We start from the raw sequence: 26,076 nt of genomic DNA on the forward strand, positions 1-26,076 counted from the left end.
TTGTTTGATTCAATAAAACCAGTCAAGGCCTGATGCCAAATATATTCTTGGTTATCAGGCTTTTTTAAGTAAAGTTCGCATGATTAGAATAAATAATTATATTATCTTTAACTGATTGATAATAAATAGCAAACTTTAGCCCACAACATAGCCAGCTAAAGAAACATACATAAAAATCTACCCAAATCATTTTCTTTGTTGGTCATTTCATGCAGAATCACATTTCACCCCAACTGATGGTTACTTTTACAACAATTATCTTAACAACAAAAGAATAACCACCTTAATAAGGTAGGTTACTCAGATGGTGGATTATGCAAGTTTACATTATGCGTCACGGTGATGCAGCGATACAAGCGCCTAGCGATGCTGAGCGCCCATTGACTCAAAAGGGAAAAGACGACTCAGTATTAATGGCTCAATGGTTACAGAACCAAGGTATTAAGATTGATTCGGTGTTAGTAAGCCCTTATTTAAGAGCCGAACAAACTAGGCAGGTTGTGAGTCAATACCTTGATTTGCCAGCAAAGTCGGAAATTTTAGGGCAATTAACACCTGGAGGGAATGCTGAATTTGTGGCTGATCATATTCGAGACCTTGCTGTGCTAGGTGCAAATGCGATATTAGTTGTATCTCATTTACCGCTGGTTGGTTATTTAGTATCGGAGCTGTGTCCACATAAAGAACCACCTATGTTCACCACATCAACAATTGCATGCGTAGATATTGATGTGGCTCATCAGAAAAGTCATTTCGAATGGATGTTGAGCCCATCACAATTGCTGTTTGCTAAATAATACAGAACAGTATGAGCGCTTAACGGCGAGCGCTCTCCGCAGTTTCAATAAGTAGTAATAAGGCAGCATTACCACCCCATTCTTTAGGTGCTTGGTGAAAAGCAATAATATCAGGATGTTGGGCAAGCCATAGTGGTGTTTGCTGCTTTAAAACATGCTTGCCATGGCCGTGCATAATGCAGGCACAATAGACATTTTCACGCTTGCAGGCGGCAATAAGCGCGCCAATTTCTTGTTTTGCTTCCATTTGTGTTAAGCCATGCAAATCTAAAAATAACTCGGGAACGTAGTCACCCCGACGAAGTTTCTTTAATTCATAAGGATTGGCTTCTGGCCTTAAATAACGTGTAGGCCCTTCATTTTCAAGTTGAGGCTGGAATTCATCTGAAAAATAAAAAGAGGCGTCAACCTGTTCTTGCATGACTTTTTTATTTGATGCTTGTGTCACTTTGGCACGTACAGGTGCGTGCAGGACTTGGTCCTGACGGATTTTTTTTGCTCCATTAATGGCTTCTTTGAAAAGACGAATATCTTCATCTTCTAGACCAAATTTTTTCTTCATAATTTTAGTAATGTATTTTTGTGATTAATTTTTCTGGTTGCTGCTAGTGTAACTCATTTTTAATGAATGGTGATAATCGTAGATTGTTCGCGTGAAGTAACATATTTATAACCTTTTTGCAGGTAAGCATTGACAAAAGGGGACTTGCTAGTCTAATTGTATATACATATCTATACTATTTATTAATACAATGATTAAAACTGAATTCAATAACAATAGGAAAAACGATGGTATTCAAAACACACTCACAAGATATCGTTTGGCGTAATGGGCGTATTGCCACTATGGACCCAGAACTATCGGTCCCTTATGGACTTGTTGAACACCATGATTTAGTTGTCCGTGATAATAAAATAGTTGCAATTGTTCCTTCTCGGGAAGTTGAATTAAATGACTGCCAGGTTATTGATGTCAAAGGTAAATTAATAACGCCCGGATTAATCGATTGCCATACTCATTTAGTTTTTGGCGGTGACCGAGCGTCTGAATGGGAACAGAGAATGAATGGGGTTTCTTATGAAACCATTAGTTCTCAAGGTGGTGGAATTAATTCTACTGTGCGTGAAACTCGCAAGATGAGCGAGAACGAATTGTTTGAACGAGCTAAACCAAGGCTCGAAGCATTAATTCGAGAAGGCGTGACAAGTATTGAAATGAAATCAGGTTATGGGCTTGACTATGAAAATGAAGAAAAACAATTACAAGTCGCGAAACAGTTATCTGCACAATATCCTATTTCAGGCAGTTCAACCCTGCTTTCCGCTCACACTGTCCCCGTTGAATATAAAGATAGACCTGATGAATACATTGATTTGATTTGCCAAAAAATCATGCCTGAATTATGGGAAAAAGGCCTGTTTGAGGCGGTAGATGTTTTCTGTGAAAGTGTGGGGTTTTCCCTTTATCAAAGTGAAAAATTATTTTCAGCGGCTCAGAAATTAGGGATCCCAGTGAAAGGGCATGTGGAGCAGTTATCAAACTTAGGTGGGAGCGAGTTGGTTGCTCGTTACAAAGGTTTGTCAGTTGACCATATTGAATATCTAGACCTAGAAGGGATTAAAGCACTTAAAGCGAGTGGAACGGTTGCAGTTTTATTACCGGGGGCATTTTATTTTTTACGGGAAACCAAGTTACCGCCAATTGAGCTGTTGCGGGAACACAATGTTCCTATGGCAGTTTCAACGGATTTTAACCCGGGCACCAGTCCTTTTGCCTCATTACGTATTATTATGAATATGGCGGCCGTCCTATTTAAGCTGACACCGGAGGAGATATGGGCAGGCGTGACACGTAACGCTGCAAAGGCGTTAGGCCGTAAAAATAGCCATGGGCAATTGAAAACGGGCTTTGTTGCTGATTTTGTTGTGTGGAATGCGCAAGAGCCTGTCGAAATGATTTATGAACAAGGGAGTAACCCATTGTTCATCAGAGTGCATGAAGGCAAAATTACCCATCGAAACGGGTGATATATGTGACCCGCAGTTCTAGCTACGAAAATAACAATAATTAATAGTGGTAAATGATGTTGTTTGCCGCAATTTACCCTAAATATTTTCTGTTTTTTGTTTGTTTTTATTAAAATTACATCGTTTAATTATGTGAATGCTTAATAATTAAGCATGATGTTTTTATTCGCGACTGTCAGGATAAAAAATGTCCGATAGCACTAAGGTCGTGTTGTATGCTATCCAATGAATAGCATATTAATACTTAAGATTTTAATCATTAAATTGGAAATGACTGTGACAGCCGATAAAAAGGATAAACAGGGGGCACCGCTCCCACTCTATTTGCAAGTAAAACAATCGATAATTGAAAAGATCCATACGGCAGAGTGGAAGGCAAATGACCGTATTCCATCTGAGTCTGAGCTCGTGACACAATTTCAATGTAGCCGGATGACCGCTAACCGAGCACTACGCGAATTAACTGCTGAAGGATTATTGGTTCGCTTGCAAGGTGTGGGAACATTTGTGGCTGAGCCAAAGGGGCAATCCGCACTATTTGAAATACACAGTATTGAAGCCGAAATACTGGCAAGAAACCACAAATACAGTTGCAGGATCATTAAACTCGAAGAAATACAAGCGTCTCCAGCGCTCGCAAATGAATTAAATATCAGCCCAGATAGCGCCGTGTTTCATTCTATTATTGTTCATTTAGAAAATGATGTCCCTGTACAAATTGAAGACAGATATGTCAATGCCTTAGCAGCACCTGACTATTTAAAGCAAAATTTTTTATCGATTACACCGCATGATTATTTGTCTCAAGTCGCTCCTTTAACACAAGGGGAGCATATTGTTGAGGCCGTAGAGGCAGATGAGCGCTCAGCGAGGTTATTGCAAATTACCACAGGCGCATCTTGTTTGTTAATTACAAGGCGTACTTGGTCCCAGTCTTTCACGGTGACAAGTACCAAACTATTGTTTCCTGGTCACCGCTATAAGCTTAAAGGTAGTTTCACGTCATAAGTTATTTCTCCACGTAAAAGTATGGGCGGAATGATATACAACATATTTTCCGCTTATCGTATCGAGTGATTTCCTTTCATACCCATTTCGTGTGAATTTATTGTGAATTAAATGTGATCCAACAAGCATATTTAGAATAAAAAACACACACAAAAATATCAGGTTCATTTTATATCCAATTGTTTTATTTGAATAAAAATATTTTTATATCATATTTTTTTAATCTTTATGTTAAAAGATTGATTGATCGTACATGTATATACAACTATATCTATAAGAACAATAAAAGGTAGCTAATGGACAGATAAAAGAGGGTATACAAGTGACAGCACTGAATAATAAATATCGAAATATCGAAATTAGGGCGCCGCGGGGAAACACATTAAATGCCAAAAGTTGGCTGACAGAAGCCCCATTACGCATGTTAATGAATAACCTTGATCCTGATGTTGCAGAAAATCCTCATGAATTAGTGGTTTATGGCGGTATCGGGCGTGCAGCACGTAATTGGCAATGCTATGACCAAATTGTTGAGTCCTTAAAACAACTCGAGAGTGATGAAACACTGCTGGTTCAGTCAGGTAAGCCCGTCGGTGTTTTCAAAACCCATGCAAATGCTCCACGTGTTTTAATTGCTAACTCAAATATAGTGCCACATTGGGCAAACTGGGAGCATTTCAATGAGTTGGATGCGAAAGGCCTCGCCATGTATGGGCAAATGACGGCAGGTAGCTGGATTTATATCGGTAGCCAAGGCATTGTTCAAGGAACGTATGAAACCTTTGTGGAAGCCGCTCGTCAGCACTTTAATGGTGATTTAACCGGGCGTTGGGTATTGACTGCAGGTTTGGGTGGAATGGGGGGAGCGCAACCTCTTGCTGCAACATTGGCTGGTGCATGCTCATTGAATATTGAGTGCCAGCAAAGCCGTATTGATTTCCGTTTAAGAACTCACTATGTGGATGAACAAGCGGCCGACCTTGATGATGCATTAGCGCGTCTTAAAAAATATACATCGGAAGGAAAAGCCATTTCTATTGCACTGTGTGCCAATGCCGCTGAAATTCTTCCTGAGCTTGTCAAACGTGGTGTAAAACCGGATATGGTGACCGATCAGACAAGTGCTCATGACCCGCTAAATGGTTATTTGCCAATTGGGATGAGCTGGGAAGAGTACCGTGAACGCAGTGTTCAAGAGCCCCAAGCCACCGCGTTGGCAGCGAAAAAATCTATGGCTGAGCATGTTAAAGCCATGTTAGCGTTCAAACAACAAGGCATTCCTACGTTTGATTATGGGAACAATATTCGCCAAATGGCGTTGGAAATGGGCGTAGAGAATGCGTTTGATTTCCCTGGTTTTGTGCCTGCTTATATTCGCCCACTATTTTGCCGCGGTGTTGGCCCATTCCGCTGGGTCGCGTTATCAGGGGATCCTGAAGATATCTATAAAACCGATGCGAAAGTGAAAGAGCTGCTACCGGATGATAAGCATTTACATCGCTGGTTGGATATGGCTCGTGAACGTATTAGCTTCCAAGGCTTGCCAGCACGTATTTGTTGGGTAGGGCTTGGGGACCGCGCTAAATTAGGTTTAGCATTCAATGAGATGGTAAGAAGCGGTGAGGTTTTGGCCCCGATTGTTATTGGTCGTGACCATCTGGATTCAGGTTCAGTGGCCAGCCCAAACCGTGAAACAGAATCCATGAAAGATGGCTCTGATGCCGTTTCAGACTGGCCGTTACTCAATGCGTTATTAAATACAGCCAGTGGTGCGACGTGGGTATCTTTACATCACGGTGGTGGCGTAGGTATGGGCTTCTCTCAGCACTCTGGGGTAGTGATTGTGTGTGATGGAACGGATGAAGCAGCAGAGCGTATTGCCCGAGTGTTGCACAATGACCCGGCAACCGGTGTCATGCGCCATGCCGATGCGGGCTATGACATCGCTATCGCATGTGCGCAGGAAAAAAATCTTAATTTACCAATGATTAAAACACGTTAAGGAGTGCCATGATGACTAAGTTAACCATTCACCCAGGAAAAATGACACTCGAAGACCTCCGCATTGTTTTCCAACAGGCAGTAACAGTGGTACTGGATAAACGCGCTCACGCGGCTATTGAAAAAAGCGTTGCAACGGTCAATAAAATTATTGAAGAAGATAGAACCGCTTACGGTATCAATACAGGTTTTGGTTTGCTTGCCAATACCCGCATTGCGACTAAAGATTTGCAATCATTACAACGCTCTATTGTGATGTCTCACGCTGCGGGTGTTGGCGAGCCGTTAGATGACGACCTCGTACGTTTAATCATGGTGCTCAAAATTAATAGTTTAGCTCGTGGTTTCTCGGGTATTCGTCTTGAAGTCATTAATGCCTTGATTGCATTAGTGAATGCGCAAGTTTATCCATTTATTCCTGCGAAGGGTTCTGTGGGAGCTTCTGGCGACTTAGCGCCATTAGCACATATGAGCCTAATTTTGTTAGGAGAAGGGAAAGCCCGCTATGAAGGCAAATGGATTTCAGCGAAGAAAGCGTTAGAAAAAGCAGGGTTGACCCCGCTAAAATTGGAAGCTAAAGAAGGCTTAGCCCTATTAAACGGTACGCAAACCTCCACGGCTTTCGCGTTGAAAGGGTTATTTGAAGCAGAAAAATTGCTGTTATCTGGCATTGTTTGTGGTGCGCTTAGTGTTGAAGCCACACTGGGCTCTCGTAAACCGTTCGATGCTCGCGTGCAAGAGGTTCGAGGGCAAAAAGGGCAAATTGATGTTGCGGCGATGTTCCGTGATGTTTTATCACCGACTAGTGAGTTGGCGAAGTCCCATGAGAACTGCGTGAAAGTGCAAGACCCTTATTCACTACGTTGTCAGCCACAAGTGATGGGGGCTTGTTTAACCCAAATTCGCCAAGCCGCTGAAGTGATTTTAATTGAATCAAATGCCGTGTCGGATAACCCGCTAGTCTTTACCGATAATGGCGATATTATTTCAGGTGGTAACTTCCATGCAGAGCCTGTTGCTATGGCAGCCGATAATATTGCGCTTGCGTTAGCGGAAATCGGTGCGTTATCTGAACGCCGTATTGCATTATTGATGGATACCCACATGTCACAGTTGCCTCCTTTCTTAGTGAATAATGGGGGGGTTAACTCAGGTTTTATGATAGCTCAAGTCACCGCGGCTGCATTAGCCAGTGAAAACAAAGCATTAGCCCATCCTTCGAGTGTTGATAGCCTGCCGACATCAGCCAACCAAGAAGACCATGTCTCGATGGCGCCTGCCGCGGGTCGTCGTTTATGGGAAATGGCAAAGAATGTCACGGGTATTTTAGCCATTGAATGGCTTTCAGCGTGTCAGGGAATGGATTTCCGCGAAGGTTTGAAATCGAGTGAAACCTTGGAGAAAGCACGTAAAACATTACGTGACCAAGTGGCTTACTATGATAAAGACCGTTATTTTGCCCCTGATATTGAAGCGGCAATTAATTTAATTAACCAATATAAACTGTCCGCGCTTTTTAAGGACGGCACTGTTTTCCCTAACTAGTCTATCAAGCAAATAAAAGGTGGCCGGCAATGTACTGGCCGCCTGAAGTATTTATCTGCACGACAATAAAATAATACGAAGGATAAATCATGCAAAGCACATCACAACTTGCGCGAGGGCTTTCTGCGTGCCACATTCGATTTATGGCTTTAGGTTCTGCGATTGGTACAGGTTTGTTTTATGGTTCAGCGAAAGCAATAGAAACCGCTGGTCCCGCGGTATTACTCGCCTATATTATCGGCGGTGCCGCAGTGTTTATGGTTATGAGAGCGTTGGGTGAAATGGCGGTCCATCGGCCACTTGCTGGGTCGTTCTCACAGTATGCTAGTCATTATTTAGGGCCGAGAGCCGGTTTTTTTGCGGGTTGGACCTATGTTTTTGAAATGCTTATTGTTTGCTTGGCGGACGTGACAGCATTTGGTGTTTATATGAAACTGTGGTTTCCGGAGGTTGCGCAGTGGATCTGGGTGTTGAGCATTATTTTCTTTATTGGTGCAATAAACCTATGCCACGTGAAAACTTTCGGCGAAATGGAGTTTTGGCTTTCAATCATTAAAGTTATTGCGATTATTGCAATGATTGTTGGTGGTGCAGCCATTATGATGTTTGGCTTTGGCCAAGCGGCAGACCATGCGGTTGGGGTATCAAACTTATTTATTCACGATGGGTTTATGCCAAATGGTATTGGTGGGGTGATTGCTTCCTTTGCCGTGGTGATGTTTGCGTTTGGGGGAATTGAAGTTATTGGTATTACCGCGAGTGAAGCGAAAAACCCGGAAACCACTATCCCAAGAGCGATTAATGCCGTGCCAATTCGCATCTTACTGTTTTATGTCCTGACCTTATTTGTCTTAATGTGCATTTACCCGTGGAACCAAATTGGGCAGCAAGGTAGCCCATTTGTGCAAATTTTCGACAGCTTAGGTATTCAATCTGCAGCGAATATCTTAAATATTGTGGTGATCACGGCGGCAATTTCGGCGATTAACAGTGATATATTTGGTGCTGGGCGTATGATGTATGGCATGGCACATGAAGGACAAGCGCCAAAAGCCTTTACCAAGCTGACAAAAAATGGTGTACCTTGGATGACGGTATTAGTCATGGTTGCGGTGCTGTTAGTCGGAGTGGTATTGAATTATGTCATTCCTGATGATGTGTTTGTAGTGATTGCGTCAATTGCAACATTTGCCACCATTTGGGTATGGTTGATGATTTTACTGTCACAGTTTGCAATGCGTAAAAAAATGTCACCAGAAGAAATTAGCCAATTAAAATTCCCTGTGCCTATGTGGCCTGTCGCACCTATTCTAGCCATCGCATTTATGGTATTTGTTTTTGGTGTACTGGGGTATTTTGAATCAACACGAATTGCACTCTATGTCGGAATTGTTTGGTTAGTATTACTGGCTATCGCCTATGCACTTTGGGTCAAAAAACCTACGAAAGAGGCGGAAGTCGTGCTGCAAAACGAAAGCTAATATTGTTACTTTCTTACTGAGCTTGTTATTTTTCTCACGCCCTTTAGCTAAAATAAAGGGCGTTTTTACATCACCGCATTCATTAATAAGCGCGATAACCAGACTTTTTGGGCAAATTTTATTATATTAATCTGCTGATTTGTCTTTCACTTCGTGGCAAACTTTAACTATTCATATATTCCCTTTCAAAATACAGGCTGGAGAACCCCTTCTTGGAAAAGATTTTCGTTGATGAAGCCGTTGCAGAACTTCATACCATTCAAGATATTTTGCGTTGGACGATGAGCCGCTTTAATGCGGCTAATGTGTACTATGGCCACGGTACAGATAACCCATGGGATGAGGCGCTACAACTGGTGTTACCAACACTTTACTTGCCTCTAGACCTGCCCGATGAGCTGTTAACATCCCGTTTAACGCCAACAGAGCGTCACCGTATTATTGAGCGTGTTTTACGCCGCATCAATGAGCGTATTCCAGTTGCATACCTGACAAATCGTTCATGGTTCTGTGGTCATGAATTTTATGTTGATGAACGTGTGCTTATCCCTCGCTCGCCAATTGGTGAGTTAATCAATAACCACTTTGTTGGCTTAGTGGCTGATGAACCGCAAACCATTCTTGATTTATGTACCGGAAGTGGTTGTATTGCGATTGCTTGTGCTTATGAGTTCCCTGATGCAGAAGTTGATGCGGTTGATATTTCAAGTGATGTGCTGGCGGTGGCTGAACAAAATATTGCCAATCATGGTTTAGAACACCGTGTGATACCGATTCGTTCTGACTTATTCCGTGATATGCCAGAGGTTAAATATGACCTGATCGTGACGAACCCACCGTATGTTGATGCGGAAGATATGGACGATTTACCAGAAGAGTTTCGTGTCGAGCCTGAATTAGCACTGGCTGCTGGAAGTGATGGTTTGAAACTGGTACGCCGTATTTTAGCGAATGCCCCGCGTTTTCTGACGGAAGAAGGGGTGTTAGTGTGCGAAGTGGGTAACAGTATGGTTCATTTAATTGAACAATACCCTGAAATTCCATTTATTTGGCTGGACTTCGAATACGGCGGTGATGGTGTGTTTATGTTAACACGTGAACAACTTGTTGAGCACCACGCACATTTTGAGCTTTATATCGATTAATCAACAGTTGCGTGATGTTCCAAGATCATGTAATCAATAATAACGACACAACGATATAATAACTAACAACCAAAATTCTTGGTAAAACAAGAATGGCTTAGAATAGGAAACTCCGATGGCAGGAAATTCAATTGGGCAGCTGTTTCGTGTGACCACATTTGGGGAATCACACGGGGTTGCATTAGGTTGCATCGTCGATGGGGTTCCCCCAGGCTTAGCACTAACAGAAGCAGATTTACAAAAAGATTTAGACCGTCGCCGTCCAGGAACATCACGTTATACGACTGCGCGTCGTGAACCTGACCAAGTAAAGATTTTATCGGGTGTATTTAATGGGGTAACAACCGGAACCAGCATCGGTTTATTGATTGAAAATACTGACCAGCGTTCGCAAGATTATGGTGCAATCAAAGACGTGTTTAGGCCGGGCCATGCGGATTACACTTACGAACAAAAATACGGCCAGCGTGATTACCGTGGTGGTGGCCGCTCATCAGCACGTGAAACGGCAATGCGTGTTGCGGCAGGCGCGATTGCGAAAAAATATTTACAAGAAAAGCTTGGTGTGCAGATTCATGGCTGCTTAACGCAAATGGGCTCCGTCGCTTGTGAAATTAAAGACTGGTCAATTGTCGAAGAAAACCCATTTTTCTGTCCAGATCCAAGCAAATTAGAGGCTCTTGACGAATTATTGCGCGGTTTAAAGAAAGAAGGTGATTCGATTGGCGCTAAAATTACTGTCATTGCAGAGCATGTGCCTGCAGGCTTAGGTGAGCCCGTATTTGACCGATTAGATGCCGATCTCGCTCATGCATTAATGAGTATTAATGCAGTGAAAGGGGTGGAAATTGGTGATGGCTTCGGTGTTATTGCGCTTAAAGGCAGCGAAAACCGTGATGAAATTACACGAAATGGTTTCACATCAAACCATGCAGGCGGTATTTTAGGCGGTATTAGCAGTAGTCAGCCTATCATTGCACATATTGCGTTAAAGCCGACATCCAGTATTACCGTTTCAGGTAAAACATTAAACCGTGATGGCGAGGAAGTGGAAATGATCACCAAAGGGCGTCATGACCCTTGTGTAGGCATTCGCGCGGTACCGATTGCGGAAGCAATGATGGCGATTGTTCTAATGGACCACTATTTACGTCATCGTGGCCAGTGTGCGGATGTAACGCCAGCAATGGAACCTTTTGAGTAATCGGTTTTACTGTGTTTTATGTAGTGACAACAGAGCGGCCTATAAGGTCGCTTTGTTGATGATGAAGGTTCGGATGAAGCCTCCTAAAAATACCTCATCTAGGTTGTGATATCACCAAACCTGACTGGCGATATATTCACATCAACATCATGATATTTCTTCTCTTTGGATAGTAAAATGGATTGGCTAACTGCCGTTGCACCTGAAGTTTATGCTTTACTCTTCTTTGTTGCGCTGTTTGCAGGGTTTATTGACTCCATCGCGGGTGGTGGTGGGTTATTAACGATCCCAGCCCTGTTATCTGTGGGAATAACACCTGTTGAAGCTTTAGCAACCAATAAGTTGCAAGCGGTTGGCGGTTCGTTTTCTTCAACGCTCTATTTTGTTAGGCGCAAAGCCATAGATTTACGAGCACAACTGTTTCCGTTCATTATGACCATGATTGGTGCCATGCTGGGTGCGATTGTCATTCAAATGATTGATACCGCGTTCTTAAAACAGCTATTACCCATCTTGGTGATTTGTGTCGGCTTATACTTTTTATTGACGCCATCAATTGGTGTACAAGACCGCCAACAGCGTATCAGTATGCCTTTCTTCGGGGTGGCAATTGGGATGACGCTGGGTTTTTATGATGGTGCCTTTGGTCCCGGAACCGGTTCATTTTTGGCATTGGGTTATGTTTTGTTGCTTGGTTATAATCTTGCCAAAGCTACCGCGCATGCGAAGTTACTTAATTTTGCCTCTAATTTTGGCTCTTTAGTGTTCTTTATTATCGGGGGTCATGTTCTTTGGGCCTTAGGTTTTGTTATGCTAATCGGCCAAATGGTTGGCGCTCGTTTAGGTGCGCGTTTGGTCTTAACTAAAGGACAAAAACTGATCAGGCCGATGATCGTGGTGATTTCGTTACTGATGAGTATTAAATTACTCCATGATAGCCATGGTGACGTGATTAAAGCTTGGTTTCTCTCATTATTTTAAGATGATTTAAATTATTCATGAGTACACATAATTATCAGGATCTAATCAATATCTTTGATGAATGTTTTGGTGTGACATATAACACCAAGCTGGTAAAAGGGGATGATGAACCCATTTATTTACCCGCAGATGAGGCAGTACCTTATCACCGGATCGTCTTTGCACACGGCTTTTTCACCAGTGCGCTGCATGAAATCTCACATTGGTGTATTGCTGGGGAGGCAAGACGTCAGCAAGTCGATTACGGTTATTGGTATTGCCCAGATGGGCGAGATGAAAAAACACAGTGTGAGTTTGAAGTGGTGGAAATCAAGCCCCAAGCGTTGGACTGGCTGTTTTGTGTTGCCGTTGGCATTCCATTTAATGTCAGTTGTGACAACTTAGAGGGGGATTTTGAGCCTGATCGTATTGCGTTTATGCGCAAAGTTCATGCACAAGTCATGCTTTATTTAGAAAATGGCATCCCTGAACGGCCATTACGCTTTATTAATGCGTTACAATTGTTTTACAATACGCCACCTCTTTGTGCAGAAGCTTTTCCTTATCCGGAAGATATTTTTGCCTAATGAACACACATTTAAGTAAGGATTAAGCATGCTTGCGGATTTAGAAACACGCATACTAACGAAAATTGATGATATGGTTGAACACGCGAGCGATGATGAACTCTTCGCTGGCGGCTATTTGCGTGGTCACTTAACCCTTGCTGTGGCTGAACTGGAAGAAGAAAACGAAACCAGTTCTGAAGCATTATATCAACGTGTCGAAGTCAGTATTCAAAATGCCATCAAAGCTGGCGAATTGACACCACCAGACCAAGTACTGGTTTTAGATATGTGGAAAAACTTATTAAATAACGCCATTTAATTTGTTGAGTTCTGCATGAAAAGCGGGGAAACCCGCTTTTTTGTTAGCTAAATTTTGTTGCGAGTAAAAATTATGGCGAATATTCGTTTAGCAACCCCCCTTGATGCCAAATATCTTCCTCCGGTGGAAGTCTCCGCAGGCCAGGCATTTACGAGTATCGAAAAATATAAATGGCTTGCTGAAGGTGATGGGCAAACGGAGCAAGACCACCTCGATTTTATTTCTGAGCAATTAGAGTGGGTAGCAGTGAATGATTGTGATGAACCAATTGGTTTTATCAATGCTGAAGATCATCATACTAGCCTGCATATTTGTGAGGTTTCTGTTTGCCAGCCATGGCAAGGACGCGGGCTGGGTAAAAAGCTGATTAAGCAGGTTCTTGATGCTGCTTTGGCACGTAATATCACGGTAGTGACATTGACCACTTGCCGCGATGTGCCTTGGAATGCACCTTATTACCAACGCTTGGGTTTTAAAATTCTTGAAGATAATGAGCTAACCACCGAACTACAGGCTATTTTACAGTCTGAGGTCGATGCAGGGTTTGCTGCTGAAGGCCGTTGTGCAATGGCTATCTCATTAACTTAATGCATTAATAAGGGAGTTTAATAGGGCGACCTAATAATAATTTCCTTACCCAAAAACGGTTTGGGTTGAGTTCTGCAAGAGTTTCATCGTCTAGGGGGAGTACTTCCCCAAAAATTTGCGCCGCAAGCAATTCTGCGCAAAGTGGTGCGGTTGATAACCCTCTTGACCCTAATGCACCAAAAATAAATAAATTTGGGTGCACTGGAGCGAGTGCAATAGGCTGTTCTTTGGCAATTTGAGTGGGCAAATTGTGATAGAGTGCCACATGTTGTTCGAAATCAGGCACATTGCCTAATAACGGAAAATGGTCGCGAATAACACAACGAATACCTTGGCGTGAACGTTGTTGAGAAATATCGATATCCTTAGGCCAAGTTACATCGGGTAGGTTATCAACCAGCTTTTGGCGGTTCCCTTGCTGTTCCTCTTCACTATAATCGAAATCAAGTCGTTCACGTTGGTAGCTAGCACCTAAGCAATGTTGTGTACCCGTGGCATCGGCAGGGGTTAAATAGCCTTCAAAGCACAGAACATTTTTCAGTTGTTGTAGGGTGTGATTGGTTGGAATATGGCTGACTTGCCCTCGCACAGGCGAAATAGGTAAATTAACGGTTTGAGCAAATTGGCGCAGCTTGTGCCCATTAGCAATAATGACAGTTGAGTGAACACGTGTTAGCTGTTTGTGTTGTGCGGTTTCAATGAATAACTGCCAATCTTGTTCTGTTTGTTTTAATTCAACGACATTATGTTCAAAACAGAAGGTAATACCCTGCTGTTGTAAATATTGTTGTAAACTCTCACAAAGCTGGGCAGGGCACAGCCATCCTCCAGACGCATAATGAATGCCATCATGGTTGACATCAACGCCGCAAATATCACTCAGTTGCTGACGATTTTTACCAATAGCAAAATCAGTCGGCCATTCGGTTCCTAGCATTCCCGCTATCTTGCGAGCCACTTTGTCGTTATAGGCTAATTGGCTCACGCCACACCATTGCCCTTCAAACGCGAGCCCTTGTTTTGCTAATTGGTGATAAAAGCGAGAGGCAAAGGGGAAAGCGCTGACAAAAAAACGTTCGAGTGGGTCGTTATTGCCGGTGAGTAAGGGGTAAATAGCCCCTTGGCGATTGCCCGAAGCATTCTGCGCAACTTGTGCATCTTGGCAGTATAAGGTGACTTTAGCACCGCGGTTATGAAGGGCGTAGGCCGCTGTTAAACTGGCAAGCCCACCACCAATGATAGCGACATCAGTTGGGTTATCTGCGCTTTTTCTGGCAAACCAAGGCGTTGGGATATCAATTTCTTTTTCAGCTAAGACCCCAGTTAACATTTCTCGTTTGTTACCAAAGCCTTTGACTTTTTTAAGGGTAAAGCCAGCTTGTTGCAGGCCTCGTTTAACGGAACCTGCCACGGTAAATGTTGCAAAAGTTCCATTGAGGCGGGCGAATTTTGCCATATTAGTGAACAGTTGTTCACTCCACATTTCGGGATTTTTTGAGGGAGCGAAACCATCTAAAAACCAAGCATCTATCTTATTGTTTAAATTGTTTTTTAGTAAAGATATTTGCTCATTTACATCACCAAACCATAAATCTAATATCACGCTACCATTTTCTAACATGATCCGCTGGTTACCCGGTAAGGCTTGTGGCCAATTTTTACAAAGGGATTGTGAGAAGCTGCTCAGTTCAGGCCAACATTGGTGGGCTGTCATTAAGTCAGATTGTATTAATGGGTATTTTTCAAAACTAATAAAATGTAATTGTTGCAATTTTGCGTTTGGATTTTCTGCTTTAAATTGTTTAAAAGATTGCCATAATGCTAAAAAATTCAACCCAGTACCAAAGCCAGTTTCGGCAATCACACAGGTTGTGAAAGGGTGTGTCGCGAAGCGATCAGGAAAATGATTTCCTTGCAAAAACACATGACGAGCCTCTTCTAAGCCATCTTGGTTAGAAAAATAGATATCTGCAAACTGTTCAGACATGGGTGTGCCTTCGTCATTCCAACTTAGGCGTGCGGTTTGTACAGCGTTCTTTTTCACAATAAGCCTACATTCTTTATTTAATACCTAAATTTTACCGCTGATATGGGTGTAAGGCTACCGTCATAAAAAAGTCTTATTGGCGTCATAAAGAAAAAAATACAAATATTTACCCTGATCGGACTTGTTCAGCGTACAAGTGTAAGCTAAAGTGACAACCTGTAATCCCGCAATCATATAATTATAGACATGAGGTAACGAATGAAGCGTGCAGTCATCACTGGTCTAGGTATTGTTTCCAGCCTTGGTAATAACCAGGAAGAAGTACTGGCTTCTCTGAAGGAAGGTCGTTCCGGGATCACTTTCTCAGAAGAATTCAAAGAGGCAGGGCTGCGTAGCCATGTCTGGGGTAATGTTAAAAATTTAGACCCAAAAGATTTAATCGACCGCAAAATTTTCCGTTTTATGAGTGATTGCTCCGCCTATGCTTATTTATCGATGGAACAAGCGATTGCGGATTCAGGTTTAACAGAAGAACAAGTTTCAAATTTACGTACAGGTATCGTTGTTGGCTCTGGTGGTGGCTCTCCACGTAACCAAGTTGCAGGTTCTGACGGTATGCGTGCTAAAGGTTTACGTGGTGTGGGCCCATACATGGTGACTCGTGCAATGGCATCGGGTATTTCTGCTTGTTTAGCAACGCCATTTAAAATCAAAGGTGTAAACTACTCCATCAGTTCTGCTTGTTCAACATCAGCACACTGTATTGGTCATGCGGTTGAGTTAATTCAATTAGGCAAGCAAGATGTTGTTTTCGCTGGTGGCGGTGAAGAACTGAGCTGGGAAATGACCTGTGAGTTTGATGCAATGGGCGCATTGTCAACTAAATACAATGAGACGCCAGACAAAGCATCAAGAACCTATGACAAAGACCGTGATGGTTTCGTTATTGCAGGTGGCGGCGGTATCGTTGTTGTTGAGGAATTAGAGCATGCGTTAGCGCGTGGTGCACATATCTATGCTGAAATTGTGGGCTATGGTGCAACATCTGATGGTGCAGACATGGTTGCTCCTTCAGGTGAAGGCGCGGTTCGTTGTATGCAAATGGCGATGCAAGGTGTTGATAAAATTGATTACATCAATACACATGGTACCTCAACGCCAGTGGGTGACACGAAAGAGTTAGAAGCGATTCAAGAAGTGTTCGGTAACAACTCTCCAGCAATTTCAGCAACGAAAGCAATGAGTGGTCACTCATTAGGTGCTGCGGGTGTTCACGAAGCAATTTATAGCTTACTGATGTTAGAACACGGCTTTATTGCGCCAAGCATTAACGTCGAAAACCTAGATGAGAAAGCTGCTGGCTTGAATATCGTGACTAAACCAACCGAACAAGCGCTGGAAACAGTCATGTCTAACAGTTTCGGTTTCGGTGGAACTAACGCCACATTAGTGATGAGCAAATACAAAGCATAATTTGTATCAGGAAAACTAATTAAATAAGCGAGAACTTCGGTTCTCGTTTTTTTTTATATATATGAAATCAATAGAATAGGTACACTATCGTTGTTTTATTAAATAATTAATATTTTGAATATGGGAGTATATGGCAAATAAACAAAGTTAATTGATATAGGAAAAATTTATGAGTATTAAAAATTTCTTTTACACAATGAGTAATAGTTCGACAAAGATGCTTGAAGTCTATATTAAAAATAGCTCCGAAGCGAATAAAAAAAATGTATTTAACATGGCTTTTTCTAAGATAAGTAACATATACAACCGATATGGGTGGGATGTTGAAGGAAAAGGTAAAGAGAAAATCACAAAGCAAATTAAAATTTTAAATTATCTAGTGGATATAAATACCGACAAATCGAAAAATAGTGATAGTAGTCATCTATTACACGTCAAATCAGAACATAAACTCGATATGCTTGCAGCCTACTATGACCATTCGAATAAAAAAATAACTGCGGAAAGCATGGTGAAACTTCTTCTTGGTAGTACCTATAATAGAAATATTCATGTTAGTAGCGCAAATATTGATTTCTCAGGCTCAGATTTGTCGAACACAGTAGTTGAAACAAGTAATAACATCCCTTTGTTAAGAGCTAATTTTTCTGAGGCCAATGCTGAAAATACGAAAATTAACATCCCAGTTAAAATAGATGTTGATTACAACTTTACGAATACTAATTTAAAAAATGCGACAATAAAACTAGATATCCAGTATGATAATTTGAGTGATACGGTTATGAGTAGCTTATTTGGTAATGATAGCTTCCCTTATAAAAGTGTTTTTAGCTCAATATCGACAATTGATAATAAATATATTGGAATTAAAAGAGATTTATTTAAAATGCTAGAGAATGCTTATGTTAGAAGAAAGGATTATTTTAAGAATAATATCTTAATTGAAGATGAGTTTTTAAAACAGTATAAAAGTCTCAATGTATAAATGTAAATAATACGATAAATTAAGTAGTTTCAACGGATTCAAGTAACTAATAATTTTTTGGAGTATAATGAATATGATAAGGTTGAAAATGTTGATAGGTGATTTAAAAATATTAAGTAAAGGATTGGTTAATCACGGCGTTAAAAAATTCAGCAATATGATTTTTAAAATAAAAAACTGCAATAACTCACTTGTATTTTTAACGAAAAAACGGCCTGTATATATAGTTGGTCAAGATGAGGAAATATTAAAAAAATTAAGCGTAAAACAATGTGTTAATAAATGAATAAATTAGCGACTAAAAAGCCCCAAAGTATATTTGGGGCAAATTTTTTAAAAAAAAGTATAAATTCGCTATTGTGCAGAAATTTTTCTATGTTTACGAATGCGTTTTACAATCGGTGGCAAAATTAGCACTAATACCGCTAGAATTAATAAACTTTGGGAAATCGTACTGCTCCAAAGAATATCGAAATTACCATTACTGATGGATAATGAACGGCGTAAGTTTTGTTCTAACATTTCGCCCAATACAAACCCTAAAATTAATGGTGAAAGTGGGAAGTTCATTTTACGTAATATAAACCCAAATACGCCAAGCCCCATCATGAGTAATAAATCAAATGTCGTACTATGAACGGCATATACCCCGACAGCAGAAATGCAAGCAATAGCAGGGACTAAAAACCATAACGGAACCGTTAACATGCGAGTGAATAAGCCAATTAATGGAATATTCATGATGAGCAAAACCACGTTAGCAATCAACAGAGCGGCAATTAACCCCCAAACAATATCCGGCTGCTCTGTAAACATACCTGGGCCTGGGGTGATATTATAGAGCGTTAGTGCGCCCATCATGACTGCTGTTGTCCCCGAACCTGGAACGCCAAGGGTTAACATAGGGATAAATGAGCCACACGCAGAGGCATTATTGGCCGCTTCTGGTGCGGCAACACCACGCACATCACCATTACCAAAGTCGCCTTTTTCACCACTGATTTTCTTTTCAGTCATGTAGGTGATAGCACTGGCGATGGTGGCTCCCGCTCCCGGCAAAACGCCAACAAAGAAACCGATGAATGAAGAGCGTAAAGCAGGGCCAGCACATGCTTTGGCTTCTTTGCGATTGAATAGCATTCTGCCTGTTTTACGGATCAGACCTTGGCCTGTTGCAGTGCCTTCGAGCATCAATAAAATTTCACTAACAGAAAATAAACCAATAACCACGACGATAAACTGCACGCCATCCGATAAATGTACGCTATCAAACGTAAAACGATATTCCCCAGAGTTGGCATCCACTCCCACAGTGGCGAGTGATAAACCAATTAATGCAGCCAATAGTGATTTGATTGGGTTTTGGCTCATCATGCTACCTAAGCAGGCAATGGCAAAAACCATTAAGGCAAAATATTCGGCAGGACCAAAGGCGAGTGACCATTGGGCAAGCAAAGGAGCGAATAGTATTATCCCTACAATTGCAATCGTTGAACCAATAAATGAACTGACCGCGGAAATAGAGAGCGCAACGCCACCTTTTCCCTGTTTTGCCATAGGATAACCATCTAGCGTGGTCATGATTGCTGCGGCATCGCCGGGGACATTAAGTAAAATAGATGAAATTCGCCCACCATATTCACAACCTAAATAAACCGTGGCGAGTAAAATTAATGCGGACTCGGCGGGTAATTTCAGGGCAAAGGCCAATGGTAGCAAAATAGCGACACCATTAATTGGGCCAAGGCCGGGAAGCATACCCACGATTGTACCGATAAAACAGCCAATTAAGGCGATCAAGATATTTTGAGGAACCAGTGCGACCTCAAAACCTTGCGATAGATACATCCAAGTTTCCATGATTTCGCTCCTTAACTTAGCAGGCTGCCAATAGGCAAGGTTACATCTAGCCATTTATCAAAGGCATAGAACAAAAAGATACCTAAGACCGGGCCCGAAATAATCGCGGCGATAGGTGTCGCACCAAATAGCAGGGCGATACTGATGGTGAGTAAGCTGGTTGCAATCGGGAACCCTAACCATTCAAAAGCCCATGCATAAATAACAAGTGCAACAACTAATAAAACTAAACGACGTAATACATAGGGTTTTGGCCACTCAACGGCTTCTTGCTTGCCAAATAATAAGGCAAGGGCACAAAGCGCCATTAAGGAGAGTATGACAACCGGAAAAGGGCGGGGGCCCAGTGGTTCATAACTGAACTCACTTTGGATCCCCCAACCAATATAAATTCCGATAGCACACAGTATTAGCCAAACTATGGCAAATATGCGTTGGCTCATCGTTTACTCCGTTATTTGGCTAAACCGAAGGCACGGGCTTGTTCACGATACTGCTCGATTTCTTTTTTGACATAGCTATCGAGTTCTTGCCCCGTTAAGTTGTATTCAAATAAACCACGCAGTTCACGTTGTTTTTTGAATTCGTCGGTTTGTTGCAGTTTTTGGAAGGCTTCGACCCATTGGTTATAGTCAGCATCGGAGACTTTCGGCCCCATATAGAAACCACGAATGATTGGCCAAACAATGTCATAACCCTGCTCTTTTGCTGTTGGGATATCTGATAAACCATCCCCAAGGCGTTTGTCTGAGTAGACAGCAAGGATACGAATTTTACCTTCATTGATATACGGCGTCATTTCGCTGATATCCCCTGAAAGGACTTGGATATGGTTGCCCAGTAGTGCAGTTAAGGTTTCACCGCCGCCTTCAAAGGCCACATAGCGCATTTTTCGTGGGTCTATATCAATGGCTTTGGCTAATAAGGCCGTTTTCATCCAATCTTGGCTGCCAATAGACCCTCCCGCACCAAATACGATGCTGTTAGGATCTTTTTTGAAGGTATCCATTAAATCTTTCAGGGTTTTATAAGGTGAGTCGGCACGTACGGCTATCATACCGTAGTCGCTTCCCACACTGGCGAGCCAGCGAACATCGTTTTCGTTATAACGACCAAATTTTCCCTGTGCGAGATTGAGTAAGGAGCCTCCTGAGAAAGCAACAATGGTGCCGGGTTCTGCAGGACGTTGTGCGACAATGGCGTTATAAGCAACGGCACCAATACCGCCTGGCATATAGGTTACGCGCATTGGTTTTTCAATTTCTTTGGTTTCCAGAAGAGATACTTGTACTAACTTACAGGTTAAATCAAAACCGCCTCCAGGTTTGGCAGGGGCAATACATTCTGTACGTTCGGGTAGGGCGTTTGCTTGATTGATGCCAACTAAAAATATTGCTGTTGCTAAGGCCGTTTGGGTGAATTTTTTCATTATTTTTCCTTACTAAGACAATAATTAGAGGTATATACTATTACTGCTTGTTGTGCTGGTATGGCATCATTGTCCGATGAAGCTTTCATTTACCTTTCATTAACAAATATTATTATTTTTATGTGATATATATCAGATTGTTTTGTATTTTTACTTTTTTGTTATGTTAACTTAATGTTAAATTAATCACGTTAATAGTGTTTGTTAGCAATAGTTGTGATGGACACAGTAAAAATGTGCACATTTGCTTTCCATTCATTCAATGGAATGCCAACGTATACTGATAAATAATTATAATGAGTATGCGGAATGAGAATTTTATTGGTTGAAGATCATGACGAGTTGTCATTATGGTTACAGAAGGCCTTATCGTCATCTGGGTTTGCGGTTGATCTTGCTAGTGATGGTGCGATAGCAGACCAGCTATTACAAACTGAACGCTATGAATTAGTCGTGTTAGATGTATCACTACCTAGAATGAGTGGGCTTGAGGTATTGGCGCAAATGCGCAAACGGCATCAAGAAACCCCCGTATTGTTACTAACAGCGAATTCCGACGTAGCCGACCGTGTACAAGGGCTAAATGCAGGGGCTGATGACTACCTGACTAAACCTTTCGATATTGCGGAATTAGAAGCGCGTCTTCGTGCTTTATTGCGGCGTAGTCAAGGGCAAGTTAATGAGTCACAACAGTTTGGTTTACTTAGTTACCATGAGGACGGTTATTTTTTATTAGGCGAAGAGCCGCTAGGCTTAACACCAAGGGAATATGCGGTGTTAAACACCCTATTTCATCGACGAGGTCGGCCTGTTTCTAAAATGCAATTATTTGAACAGGTATTTTCGCTGTCAGATGAAGCCAATTTACAAAGTATTGAGTTATATGTTCACCGTGTAAGAAAAAAACTTGCCGGTTCGGATGTTAACATCAATACCTTACGCGGATTGGGATACCGATTAGAGCAGTGTAGTGTATGAAATTAGTCGCTCATCCACGCTCTCTCTTTCATCAGTTACTGCTCTTTTTCGGTATCCCCCTCATTTTGTTGGGGGGATTTTCGGTTTATACCCACTATTACAGTGCAAAAAATGCTGCAAATTTAGCCTATGATCGAACGTTATTAGCGTCAGCTCGAACAGTTGCAGAACGCTTGCAAGTGGTTGATGGGCACCTCTCGGTGAATGTGCCTTATGTGGTGCTCGATAGTTTCGAATTAAATAATAATGACCGAATTTTTTATCAAGTTATCTCCCCTGACGGTGAAACTATCTCCGGTTATGACGACTTACCGCCAATTCCCCCTTATTGGATGCGTTCACAACATTATACTGCGCTAGTTTATTTTTATGATGCGCAGTACAAAGGCTTACCTATTCGTATTGCTGCGTTTTATCAACCGATTAATGAAGGTGGCATCACTGGGATGGTTGAAATTCGTGTTGCGGAAACGGTCTATTCGCGGCAAGATCTCGCTAATCAATTACTAATTTCTGCCTTGATGAGTCAAGGTACCGTGGTACTTTTAACCATGGTGCTTGCCTATATTCTACTTAGTAAGCTGCTGGCACCGTTGAAAAGATTATCTCACTTAATGTTAGGCCGTTCTGCTAATGATTTAACACCCTTACCAGATTTACTGCCATGGTCGGATTTATCGCCATTAATTGATGCATTAAACCGTTATATTTCCCGCTTAAAGCGGATGGTTAGACGACAAGAGCGGTTTAGTGCCGATGCATCTCATCAGCTTAAAACACCCCTAACCGTTCTTAAAACTCAGGTTTCTGTCGCGATTAATAGTACGGATGAAACTCAACGGCAGCAGAGTTTACAAGCCATCAATAAAACCCTCGATAATACGATCATTTTGACTGATAGGCTTTTGCAGCTATCGCGGTTGAAAGCCCATGAAAAAGAAGCCATTACACAGTATCGTGCTATAAACTTAGTGGATATTGTTCACCAAGCGTGTTTTACTCGGTTATCTCAAGCTGAAAGCCAAAATATTGACTTAGGTTATGAAGGTGCGGAAACGGCATGGATTAAAGGCGAGCCTATCTTATTAGCAGAGATGTGTGCAAATTTAATTGATAATGCGATTAAATACACACCTGCAAATGGGGTGGTCACTGTTCGTGTGGTCAGCAGTGATGACCATCTTCATTGGGTCTTAGAGGTTGAAGACTCTGGGCCTGGGATCCCAGATGCGAAAATAAATCGTTCGATGGAAGCGTTTACTCGTTTAAATAATGCGTTAGGTAAGGAAGGAGCAGGGCTTGGACTGGCGCTTGTGAAAGATATTGCTAGTTATCATGGCTCTGAACCTCAATTATTAAAAAGTAAATTACTTAAAGGATTATTGGTTAGAATCGCATTTAAAGCCAGCCAAGCACCATGATAACAGAAACCACCTAATTCAGTAGGTGGTTTCAATAATAGTAAAATACAAATCTAGTGAAAATAAAGATACGTGTTAATCCCGTAATGGGATAAATACAGGCATTGATTTGTTATGCAATGGTTGGTCGTATACATCGCTAATTATTGTATCTTGTGGGAATTCAGCAATGATAGATGATAATAAGGATTCAAAGTCTTTATTATTTCCATTACCATCAGTGAAATTGACTTCATCAGCTCCCTCGTTAATGCGAGTTTCAATTGACATTATTTTTGATTTTTTATTCATGATTTCAATAATTAATGGTGTTATTTCTGAGGAAATTGATTTTTTGTCTTTATTTTCTGAATGAGTATAAATATATTGAGAAATCTCTTTTTCTGTCTGAACAATTTGTTTTTCTAAAGAATGAATATCATTGATATATTCTAGTATCTCTGAGTGTTCTTTTGAACTGTACATTTTAGTTAAACTCCCTAACTGTTCAGTTAAGTCTAATAATGTATACATTTTTCCTTTAACTGTTTGATAATATGCATCTTCATCAACAGCATACGAAGTTGATTTTAAAGGAATCTTTATATGAATGTTAGAAATTAAATTATTTAATTCATTTTTTAATAGTTTTTTTTCTACTGCTAGCATATATATGTTATTTTTTTTATCACCAAAGTTATTAGTATAAGAGACTATTTTACTTGGAGGATTAAATTGGTGAAGGTGATTGTTTAATTCTAAATTAACAAACTTTTGGAGTGTTTTTGCTCTAAGGAATTCATCATGAAACTGAGTTGTTAATTCTTCAATGCTATCATGAGTTTTTTTCTCTTGAGCTAACGTACTATTTTCAATAATATAATTTGCTAAATTTTCTTTTACACTCAATATGTCTTTTTCTAACTGGGATCTATTAATTAAATATGTAGACTGGTCGTAATATAAACCTGTTTCTTTTTTTATTTCTATGTTGATACGTGACTCAATTTGGTTGAATAGTTTCTCTAACTTTTCGTTAATATTTTTTGAGTGTTTTGTTTCTCTTTTAGGGTTAAGTGTAAATATTTCATTAATTGGTTCTATATGACTATACAATTTTATTTTAGCATTAATTTTTATTTTTTTTAAGTTACTAATTGACTGGTTTAACTCAGTTAGTAATTTAAACTCTTTATTGTTTTGGTAGTCACTCTCCTGATAATTAAGGTAAAAGCCTTTATCTTGTTCAAAGTGGTTATGAATATCATCTAAGTATTCAAAGTTTTTGATTTTATCAAAATTATCATGTGAATATTGAATTTCTGTATATTGGGTGTTTAACTTTGTTGTGCATTTTATTAACTTATCGACTGTATGATTACTTGTTGAATGCATTATGCTATTGTTATTAAGTGCTTTTAGCAGCTGTTCTATGTTGCTTTTACTTTTCTTGGCATCGGTATATAAATCATTCATATGACCTTCTGCATAGAATGTTTTTTCCATGAGTAAAAACCTATTTTGCACATTTTCAGTCATTTTCTGTGTGTATTGCTGAGACAATTGATGGCTATCGTTTAGATTAGAATTAAACTGATCAAGTTCTGTGCCTATAGCATTTTGAATAATCGGGTTCTTGTGATAAGAAATGTTATCAGGTAAGATAAATTTCTCTCTCATATTACTCAGTAGATTTAATAAGTCTGCTTTATACTGCTCAATTAAGTCGAAGGTATTAAGTTTAATAGATGACGAGGTTATAGGTAATGTATAATAATTTTCCATTTTTGTGTGTTTACTATGTAACTTTTGTAATACTTCAAAGTTTTTTGTCTGCTTGTCAGCTTGTTCGATAAGTTTAAGTTCTAACTCTTGTAATTTGTACCATTCATCAGATTTACCCATCTTAAATATATCTTTTAAATTATCAATTTTAGCTAACAAATTATTAAATATTTTTTTGTTGTGTTCTGATTTTTTGCTTATGTGCTTATATACCCCTTCTAGGTAAACGACATTTATTGATGGTTTCTTTCTAATTGATAAGGTTGCTGAATAGTCTATTTCTTTAAATATGTTTTGGTTTTTTATACTTTTTAATGATGCCCGATTTTTATTAAATGTAGAACTCATAGTAAACACTCCATGTTAATGATTATTGAAATCTGCATATCTGCAAATGCCAATAAAATATAATATAACAATAGGAGATGGACTAATTTTTATTTTATATAAAAATGCGATTAATATAATTTAAATTATTAGCAATCTCATAAGTGGAGGGAATAATATTGTTTTATTTAGATATAAAAATGATAA

At 40.5% G+C, this 26,076-nt stretch carries 22 protein-coding genes; 16 read left to right on the forward strand and 6 right to left on the reverse strand.

All coding sequences use genetic code 11. The annotated features are described in order from the left end of the window. Positions 1–314 precede the first annotated feature (314 nt). On the forward strand, positions 315–797 hold the full coding sequence (sixA, locus tag PSF31_RS15580; protein ID WP_096864911.1) for a phosphohistidine phosphatase SixA: 483 nt from the start codon (positions 315–317) through the stop codon (positions 795–797). 19 nt (positions 798–816) lie between these two features. Here sixA and smrB read toward each other — a convergent pair whose 3' ends face one another. After that, complete coding sequence (smrB, locus tag PSF31_RS15585) at positions 817–1,359, reverse strand: endonuclease SmrB (protein WP_004257192.1); 543 nt, start codon at positions 1,357–1,359, stop codon at positions 817–819. A gap of 227 nt (positions 1,360–1,586) precedes the next feature. Between smrB and hutI the strand changes: the two genes are divergently transcribed. From hutI to PSF31_RS15640, 11 genes are all read left to right on the forward strand, one after another. Next, positions 1,587–2,825 (forward strand): imidazolonepropionase, encoded by a 1,239-nt coding sequence (gene hutI, locus PSF31_RS15590; RefSeq protein ID WP_096864912.1) that lies wholly within the window; start codon positions 1,587–1,589, stop codon positions 2,823–2,825. 270 nt (positions 2,826–3,095) lie between these two features. Beyond that, complete coding sequence (gene hutC, locus PSF31_RS15595; RefSeq protein WP_176489325.1) at positions 3,096–3,833, forward strand: histidine utilization repressor; 738 nt, start codon at positions 3,096–3,098, stop codon at positions 3,831–3,833. A 322-nt stretch (positions 3,834–4,155) separates the two neighbouring features. Then, positions 4,156–5,835 (forward strand): urocanate hydratase, encoded by a 1,680-nt coding sequence (gene hutU, locus PSF31_RS15600; protein ID WP_096864913.1) that lies wholly within the window; start codon positions 4,156–4,158, stop codon positions 5,833–5,835. Between the two features lie 11 nt (positions 5,836–5,846). Next, complete coding sequence (gene hutH / locus PSF31_RS15605; protein WP_164561095.1) at positions 5,847–7,379, forward strand: histidine ammonia-lyase; 1,533 nt, start codon at positions 5,847–5,849, stop codon at positions 7,377–7,379. An 89-nt stretch (positions 7,380–7,468) separates the two neighbouring features. Further along, entirely contained in the window at positions 7,469–8,860 is a 1,392-nt protein-coding gene (locus PSF31_RS15610) for an amino acid permease (RefSeq protein ID WP_272683210.1), read from the forward strand. 212 nt (positions 8,861–9,072) lie between these two features. Continuing rightward, a complete protein-coding gene (prmB, locus tag PSF31_RS15615) occupies positions 9,073–10,005 on the forward strand; it encodes a 50S ribosomal protein L3 N(5)-glutamine methyltransferase (protein WP_004257202.1) in 933 nt (310 codons plus the stop codon). A 115-nt stretch (positions 10,006–10,120) separates the two neighbouring features. Then, positions 10,121–11,209 carry a chorismate synthase gene (gene aroC / locus PSF31_RS15620; protein ID WP_004257206.1) on the forward strand — a complete coding sequence of 363 codons (1,089 nt, stop codon included), beginning with the start codon at positions 10,121–10,123 and terminating at the stop codon, positions 11,207–11,209. A gap of 177 nt (positions 11,210–11,386) precedes the next feature. After that, positions 11,387–12,190 (forward strand): TSUP family transporter, encoded by an 804-nt coding sequence (locus PSF31_RS15625; protein WP_004257209.1) that lies wholly within the window; start codon positions 11,387–11,389, stop codon positions 12,188–12,190. 17 nt (positions 12,191–12,207) lie between these two features. Further along, positions 12,208–12,756, forward strand: coding sequence for an elongation factor P hydroxylase (locus PSF31_RS15630; protein WP_004257212.1), 549 nt, complete (start codon positions 12,208–12,210; stop codon positions 12,754–12,756). A 28-nt stretch (positions 12,757–12,784) separates the two neighbouring features. Next, a complete protein-coding gene (locus PSF31_RS15635) occupies positions 12,785–13,057 on the forward strand; it encodes a YfcL family protein (RefSeq protein WP_004257217.1) in 273 nt (90 codons plus the stop codon). Between the two features lie 72 nt (positions 13,058–13,129). Continuing rightward, positions 13,130–13,645: a GNAT family N-acetyltransferase gene (locus tag PSF31_RS15640; RefSeq protein ID WP_096864914.1), complete on the forward strand. Its 516-nt coding sequence runs from the start codon at positions 13,130–13,132 to the stop codon at positions 13,643–13,645. A gap of 4 nt (positions 13,646–13,649) precedes the next feature. Here PSF31_RS15640 and mnmC read toward each other — a convergent pair whose 3' ends face one another. After that, positions 13,650–15,689 (reverse strand): bifunctional tRNA (5-methylaminomethyl-2-thiouridine)(34)-methyltransferase MnmD/FAD-dependent 5-carboxymethylaminomethyl-2-thiouridine(34) oxidoreductase MnmC, encoded by a 2,040-nt coding sequence (gene mnmC, locus PSF31_RS15645; protein ID WP_096864915.1) that lies wholly within the window; start codon positions 15,687–15,689, stop codon positions 13,650–13,652. 201 nt (positions 15,690–15,890) lie between these two features. On the opposite strand from mnmC, the gene fabB reads away from it, so the two are divergent. Next, positions 15,891–17,105, forward strand: a complete 1,215-nt coding sequence (fabB, locus tag PSF31_RS15650; protein ID WP_096864916.1) for a beta-ketoacyl-ACP synthase I — start codon at positions 15,891–15,893, stop codon at positions 17,103–17,105. A gap of 169 nt (positions 17,106–17,274) precedes the next feature. Continuing rightward, positions 17,275–18,090, forward strand: coding sequence for a hypothetical protein (locus PSF31_RS15655; protein ID WP_164561094.1), 816 nt, complete (start codon positions 17,275–17,277; stop codon positions 18,088–18,090). A gap of 354 nt (positions 18,091–18,444) precedes the next feature. Here the strand turns inward: PSF31_RS15655 and PSF31_RS15660 are convergent, their stop codons facing one another. From PSF31_RS15660 to PSF31_RS15670, 3 genes are read right to left on the reverse strand one after another with little or no spacing between them, the layout of a single operon-like run. Next, complete coding sequence (locus PSF31_RS15660; RefSeq protein ID WP_096864919.1) at positions 18,445–19,950, reverse strand: tripartite tricarboxylate transporter permease; 1,506 nt, start codon at positions 19,948–19,950, stop codon at positions 18,445–18,447. An 11-nt stretch (positions 19,951–19,961) separates the two neighbouring features. After that, positions 19,962–20,393: a tripartite tricarboxylate transporter TctB family protein gene (locus tag PSF31_RS15665; protein ID WP_094962691.1), complete on the reverse strand. Its 432-nt coding sequence runs from the start codon at positions 20,391–20,393 to the stop codon at positions 19,962–19,964. An 11-nt stretch (positions 20,394–20,404) separates the two neighbouring features. Beyond that, positions 20,405–21,379, reverse strand: coding sequence for a Bug family tripartite tricarboxylate transporter substrate binding protein (locus PSF31_RS15670; protein WP_004257243.1), 975 nt, complete (start codon positions 21,377–21,379; stop codon positions 20,405–20,407). A gap of 309 nt (positions 21,380–21,688) precedes the next feature. Here PSF31_RS15670 and tctD point away from each other — a divergent pair, with 309 nt between their 5' ends. After that, positions 21,689–22,357: a transcriptional regulator TctD gene (tctD, locus tag PSF31_RS15675; protein ID WP_004257247.1), complete on the forward strand. Its 669-nt coding sequence runs from the start codon at positions 21,689–21,691 to the stop codon at positions 22,355–22,357. After that, positions 22,354–23,778, forward strand: coding sequence for a sensor histidine kinase (locus PSF31_RS15680; protein ID WP_096864920.1), 1,425 nt, complete (start codon positions 22,354–22,356; stop codon positions 23,776–23,778). Before tctD ends, PSF31_RS15680 begins: the two co-directional genes overlap by 4 nt. Positions 23,779–23,853: 75 nt before the next feature. Here PSF31_RS15680 and PSF31_RS15685 read toward each other — a convergent pair whose 3' ends face one another. Further along, positions 23,854–25,890, reverse strand: coding sequence for a hypothetical protein (locus tag PSF31_RS15685; protein ID WP_164561093.1), 2,037 nt, complete (start codon positions 25,888–25,890; stop codon positions 23,854–23,856). Between the last annotated feature and the right edge of the window lie 186 nt (positions 25,891–26,076).

Origin of the sequence: Providencia sp. PROV156, from assembly GCF_028480905.1 — a bacterium.
GTDB lineage: Bacteria > Pseudomonadota > Gammaproteobacteria > Enterobacterales > Enterobacteriaceae > Providencia > Providencia hangzhouensis.

Excerpts from the sequence above, each read along its gene's own strand:
- hutI (WP_096864912.1), top strand. The coding sequence starts at position 1,587 with ATGGTATTCAAAACACACTCACAAGATATCGTTTGGCGTAATGGGCGT.
- PSF31_RS15635 (WP_004257217.1), top strand. The coding sequence starts at position 12,785 with ATGCTTGCGGATTTAGAAACACGCATACTAACGAAAATTGATGATATG.
- PSF31_RS15625 (WP_004257209.1), top strand. The coding sequence starts at position 11,387 with ATGGATTGGCTAACTGCCGTTGCACCTGAAGTTTATGCTTTACTCTTC.
- PSF31_RS15665 (WP_094962691.1), bottom strand. The coding sequence starts at position 20,393 with ATGAGCCAACGCATATTTGCCATAGTTTGGCTAATACTGTGTGCTATC.
- PSF31_RS15610 (WP_272683210.1), top strand. The coding sequence starts at position 7,469 with ATGCAAAGCACATCACAACTTGCGCGAGGGCTTTCTGCGTGCCACATT.
- PSF31_RS15660 (WP_096864919.1), bottom strand. The coding sequence starts at position 19,950 with ATGGAAACTTGGATGTATCTATCGCAAGGTTTTGAGGTCGCACTGGTT.
- PSF31_RS15640 (WP_096864914.1), top strand. The coding sequence starts at position 13,130 with ATGGCGAATATTCGTTTAGCAACCCCCCTTGATGCCAAATATCTTCCT.
- aroC (WP_004257206.1), top strand. The coding sequence starts at position 10,121 with ATGGCAGGAAATTCAATTGGGCAGCTGTTTCGTGTGACCACATTTGGG.
- PSF31_RS15685 (WP_164561093.1), bottom strand. The coding sequence starts at position 25,890 with ATGAGTTCTACATTTAATAAAAATCGGGCATCATTAAAAAGTATAAAA.
- hutH (WP_164561095.1), top strand. The coding sequence starts at position 5,847 with ATGACTAAGTTAACCATTCACCCAGGAAAAATGACACTCGAAGACCTC.
- smrB (WP_004257192.1), bottom strand. The coding sequence starts at position 1,359 with ATGAAGAAAAAATTTGGTCTAGAAGATGAAGATATTCGTCTTTTCAAA.
- PSF31_RS15670 (WP_004257243.1), bottom strand. The coding sequence starts at position 21,379 with ATGAAAAAATTCACCCAAACGGCCTTAGCAACAGCAATATTTTTAGTT.
- sixA (WP_096864911.1), top strand. The coding sequence starts at position 315 with ATGCAAGTTTACATTATGCGTCACGGTGATGCAGCGATACAAGCGCCT.
- hutC (WP_176489325.1), top strand. The coding sequence starts at position 3,096 with ATGACTGTGACAGCCGATAAAAAGGATAAACAGGGGGCACCGCTCCCA.
- PSF31_RS15680 (WP_096864920.1), top strand. The coding sequence starts at position 22,354 with ATGAAATTAGTCGCTCATCCACGCTCTCTCTTTCATCAGTTACTGCTC.
- fabB (WP_096864916.1), top strand. The coding sequence starts at position 15,891 with ATGAAGCGTGCAGTCATCACTGGTCTAGGTATTGTTTCCAGCCTTGGT.
- PSF31_RS15630 (WP_004257212.1), top strand. The coding sequence starts at position 12,208 with ATGAGTACACATAATTATCAGGATCTAATCAATATCTTTGATGAATGT.
- tctD (WP_004257247.1), top strand. The coding sequence starts at position 21,689 with ATGAGAATTTTATTGGTTGAAGATCATGACGAGTTGTCATTATGGTTA.
- PSF31_RS15655 (WP_164561094.1), top strand. The coding sequence starts at position 17,275 with ATGAGTATTAAAAATTTCTTTTACACAATGAGTAATAGTTCGACAAAG.